We start from the raw sequence: 3,639 nt of genomic DNA, 5'->3' as shown, positions 1-3,639 counted from the left end.
CTATTTCGACTGAAATTGACCAATACAATGCTTTTGCCAAAAAATATTGTGAAGATAATGGGATTCTTTTTGTTAACATCACCGACATTACACAAAATGGACTTAACGACCCCAAATTAGTTGCTGGTGACGGACTGCATCCTTCGGAAAAAGCGTATGCTCTTTTTGTGGAACGGTTGTTACCAAAAGCTAATGCTGTTTTAGTGGAGAAATAGTTATTGATGTAAATCTTTAGGGGCTTCGACAAGCTCAGCCTGACAATGTATGGCTTTTTCAGAACGGTAAACAACGAACCAAACGAAAGGATTCGTGCGGTAGTGGGGGAATTATATGATGAAGAAACAATAACAAAATTAAGAAATCATGAATACATACAACCTTAACTCTATGAAAAAATATATTTTGTCTTCGATTCTAATTCTCATTACATTTTGCTTTTATAATTGCCACAGAGTAGAAAATAGGTGGTTAATGATTCAAAATGACTCCAAGTTATCTATTAGTTGTCTTATCACAAAAAGAGAATTTAATTTAATGAAGAAAGGAGATGATTTTTTAGCTGTTCGTTTAAAAGAAAATGAAAGTGGTAATTTGAATCCTGTAAAACCTAGGTGGGAAAAATTTATCGAAAAATGTGATAATAATAAATTGCATTTTTATATTGTTAGCGTTGATAGTATTAATAAATATGGTATAAATACAGTATTTAAACAGAATATGTATCTAAAAAAGGAGTATTTCACAATAGAAGATTTAGAAAAAATAAATTTTCAAATAAGATATAGTCCAGACGATATAGATTTTAATATTACTAAGTAGATAAACCTCTCTCGTGCTCGATTATTAAGTTCTCCCAATGGCACGGACTTGTCTACAAAGGGACTTCGTTAGCTCATTTGCCTATGCCACAACAGTAAGCAAACATTTTAAACAAAAGTTGTAGCCATAAAAAGCTACAACTTTTTTTGTTTAATTTTAAAATAAAAAGGTTTACATTCGTTTTGAAAAAGGTATTGTTTTACCAATCTTTGGCAAAGGTGAATACCTACGCGAACGATTGTGGTTACGAAATACAAGTACGCGCCATCGGGTTAATATTTCTCAATAATTATAGCCCTAAAAAAAGCCTCAAAATAGCGATTACATATTTTGAGGCTTTGTATTTTAGTTTGAATCGATTAACTCTCTGGAGCTAACTCTAATTCAAGACCTTCTAAATCCATTGTAATTGGAATTTGACAACCCAAACGGCTGTTAGATTTAACGTAAAAAGCTTCAGAAAGCATCGCTTCTTCATCATCACCCATTTCTGGCAAGGCTACGTCATTAATCACGTAACATTGGCAAGAAGCACACATGGCCATTCCGCCACAGGTTCCTTCTACAGGTAATTCGTAAGCTTTACACAATTCCATGATGTTCATGGCCATATCAGTTGGGGCTTGTAACTCGTGTACAACGCCTTCTCTGTCTTTGATTTTTATTAATACATCCATTTTTTAGGGTATAGTGGGTTTTGCGTGAGGGATGGGAGCTAGCTACCGAAGTAGCGCGGACAGCCCGACGATTTTAAGGAATAAGGCTTATGAGCGCAAACTACATTTAGCCTTGTTCCTTAAAATGGGCACGCCCAAATTATAATTATGCTATGTTGACAACGGTTTCGATTTGTGGTGCAAATTTCTTGATAGTGGTTTCGACACCAGCTTTCAAGGTCATTTGGTTAACACTACAGCTCGTACAAGCGCCTTCGAGACGTACTTTGACGTGTTTGTTATCCTCTATGGAGATAAGTGTGATGTCGCCACCATCAGAGTTCAAAAAAGGACGAATTTCTTCGAGTGCTAGCAATACGTTGCTGGTTAATTCTTCTGTTGTCATAATTTTATTTTTTTACTGCTGAACAACCTGCCATAGTTGTAATTTTGATGGCTTCGGAAGCAGGTAAGTTTTCGTTTCTGCTAATCGTTTCTTCGACTACTTTACGAGTAATATCTTCAAACACCGTTTCGATTACTGATCCCGTTTGCATTGCTGCAGGACGACCGTAATCACCAGCTTCACGAATTGATTGAACGATAGGTACCTCACCAAGGAAAGGCACTTGTAAATCTTCGGCTAGGTTTTTAGCTCCTTCTTGACCAAAGATATAATATTTATTGTTAGGCAATTCTTCGGGTGTGAAGTACGCCATGTTTTCGATAATTCCTAAAACAGGTACGTTAATAGCTTCTGACATAAACATCGAAACTCCTTTTTTGGCATCGGCCAAAGCTACGGCTTGTGGTGTACTCACGACAACCGCTCCCGTTACCGGCAAAGATTGCATGATAGAAAGGTGGATATCGCCGGTTCCTGGAGGTAAATCGATTAACATAAAGTCTAATTCTCCCCAGTCAGCATCAAAGATCATTTGGTTCAAAGCTTTGGAAGCCATTGGCCCTCTCCAGATTACAGCTTGACTAGGTGCTGTAAAAAATCCGATAGACAATATTTTAATATCATAACTTTCTACGGGTTTCATTTTTGATTTTCCATCAACAAGAATCGAAATTGGTTTTTCATTTTCTACATCAAACATGATAGGCATAGATGGCCCGTAAATGTCCGCATCTAGAACCCCTACTGAGAACCCCATTTTTGCCAATGATACTGCCAAGTTTGCTGTTACAGTAGATTTCCCTACGCCACCTTTTCCAGAGGCTACAGCGATGATGTTTTTGATTCCAGGAATTGATTTCCCTTTTATTTCAGCCTTTTCAGGAACTTGTACTTTACTATTGATTTTGATTTTAGCTTCAGGTGAAACTAATTCCAATATGGTCTTCTTGATGTCTTCTTCTGCACGTTTCTTGATGTGCATGGCTGGTGTTGTTAAAACCAACTCTACTACTACTTCGTCTCCAAAAGTAAGCACGTTAGCAATAGCACCACTCTCCACCATATTCTTTCCTTCTCCAGCTATAGTAATGGTTTCTAAAGCTTTTAGAATTTCTTTTCTATCTAATTTCATTCTGTATCCTTTTCTATTGGTAATTTCAGTTAAAATACTATATTTATTTAAACTGATTTCGGATTGCAAAGATAAGCGATTAAGTTCTTATTTTAAAGGATTTAAATTGGATTTATTGATAGCTAATTTAAACACAAAGTACACTAAGATTTCACTAAGAACACTAAGGGATTATTTCCTTTACCGCAAACCTCTCTGCAGATAGACAGAAACACTAAAACTCAAAGAAACTATGTTTTTCGACTCGAAAACCGCTACAAAGTCGAACCTCTTGAAAAATCAAAAGAGTAACTTCCAAATTAAAAAAATCTTCGTGAGCCTTGTGAACCCTTAGACTCTTTGTCTTTAAACATTTACCCCATAAAAACAGGAGGTTCCCAAAAATGCTTTTCCATATCAATAATTTGATTATTGATTATTTTGATTCCTTCACTCTCTAGTAGTTGTTGCATGAGGTTGGTACCTTCAAAATGATGTTTTCCAGTGAGTAGTCCTTTTCGGTTTACGACGCGATGTGATGGAATATCTTCTCGACTATGAGAAGCATTCATTGCCTAACCTACCATTCTAGCTGAACGAGCCGCACCCAAAGCTTTAGCAATAGCGCCATAAGAAGTTACTTTACC

General features: G+C 36.4%; 6 protein-coding genes and 1 pseudogene. 3 read left to right on the top strand and 4 right to left on the bottom strand.

Going from position 1 to position 3,639, the window contains the following annotated elements:
• The 3 genes from WBQ70_RS03585 to WBQ70_RS03575 all read left to right on the top strand — a co-directional run.
• Positions 1–215 (top strand): SGNH/GDSL hydrolase family protein (locus tag WBQ70_RS03585; protein WP_423910673.1); only part of this gene is annotated, 215 nt, incomplete at its 5' end.
• A gap of 45 nt (positions 216–260) precedes the next feature.
• Positions 261–383 carry a hypothetical protein gene (locus WBQ70_RS03580; protein WP_423910670.1) on the top strand — a complete coding sequence of 41 codons (123 nt, stop codon included), beginning with the start codon at positions 261–263 and terminating at the stop codon, positions 381–383.
• An 88-nt stretch (positions 384–471) separates the two neighbouring features.
• Positions 472–819, top strand: coding sequence for a hypothetical protein (locus tag WBQ70_RS03575; RefSeq protein WP_423910668.1), 348 nt, complete (start codon positions 472–474; stop codon positions 817–819).
• Between the two features lie 359 nt (positions 820–1,178).
• On the opposite strand, the gene WBQ70_RS03570 is transcribed toward WBQ70_RS03575, so the two are convergent.
• From WBQ70_RS03570 to WBQ70_RS03555, 4 genes and pseudogenes are all read right to left on the bottom strand, one after another.
• Positions 1,179–1,496 carry a ferredoxin gene (locus WBQ70_RS03570; RefSeq protein ID WP_423910665.1) on the bottom strand — a complete coding sequence of 106 codons (318 nt, stop codon included), beginning with the start codon at positions 1,494–1,496 and terminating at the stop codon, positions 1,179–1,181.
• A 145-nt stretch (positions 1,497–1,641) separates the two neighbouring features.
• A complete protein-coding gene (locus WBQ70_RS03565; RefSeq protein ID WP_423910662.1) occupies positions 1,642–1,881 on the bottom strand; it encodes a NifU family protein in 240 nt (79 codons plus the stop codon).
• 4 nt (positions 1,882–1,885) lie between these two features.
• Positions 1,886–3,013 carry a P-loop NTPase gene (locus WBQ70_RS03560; protein WP_423910659.1) on the bottom strand — a complete coding sequence of 376 codons (1,128 nt, stop codon included), beginning with the start codon at positions 3,011–3,013 and terminating at the stop codon, positions 1,886–1,888.
• A gap of 353 nt (positions 3,014–3,366) precedes the next feature.
• Positions 3,367–3,639: pseudogene (locus tag WBQ70_RS03555) on the bottom strand (MGMT family protein); the annotation flags it as partial.

It is taken from the genome of Flavobacterium sp., from assembly GCF_049590715.1.
Lineage (GTDB): Bacteria > Bacteroidota > Bacteroidia > Flavobacteriales > Flavobacteriaceae > Flavobacterium.
Note: the sequence above shows the minus strand (reverse complement) of the source record. Positions and strands in the feature narration are given on the sequence as shown.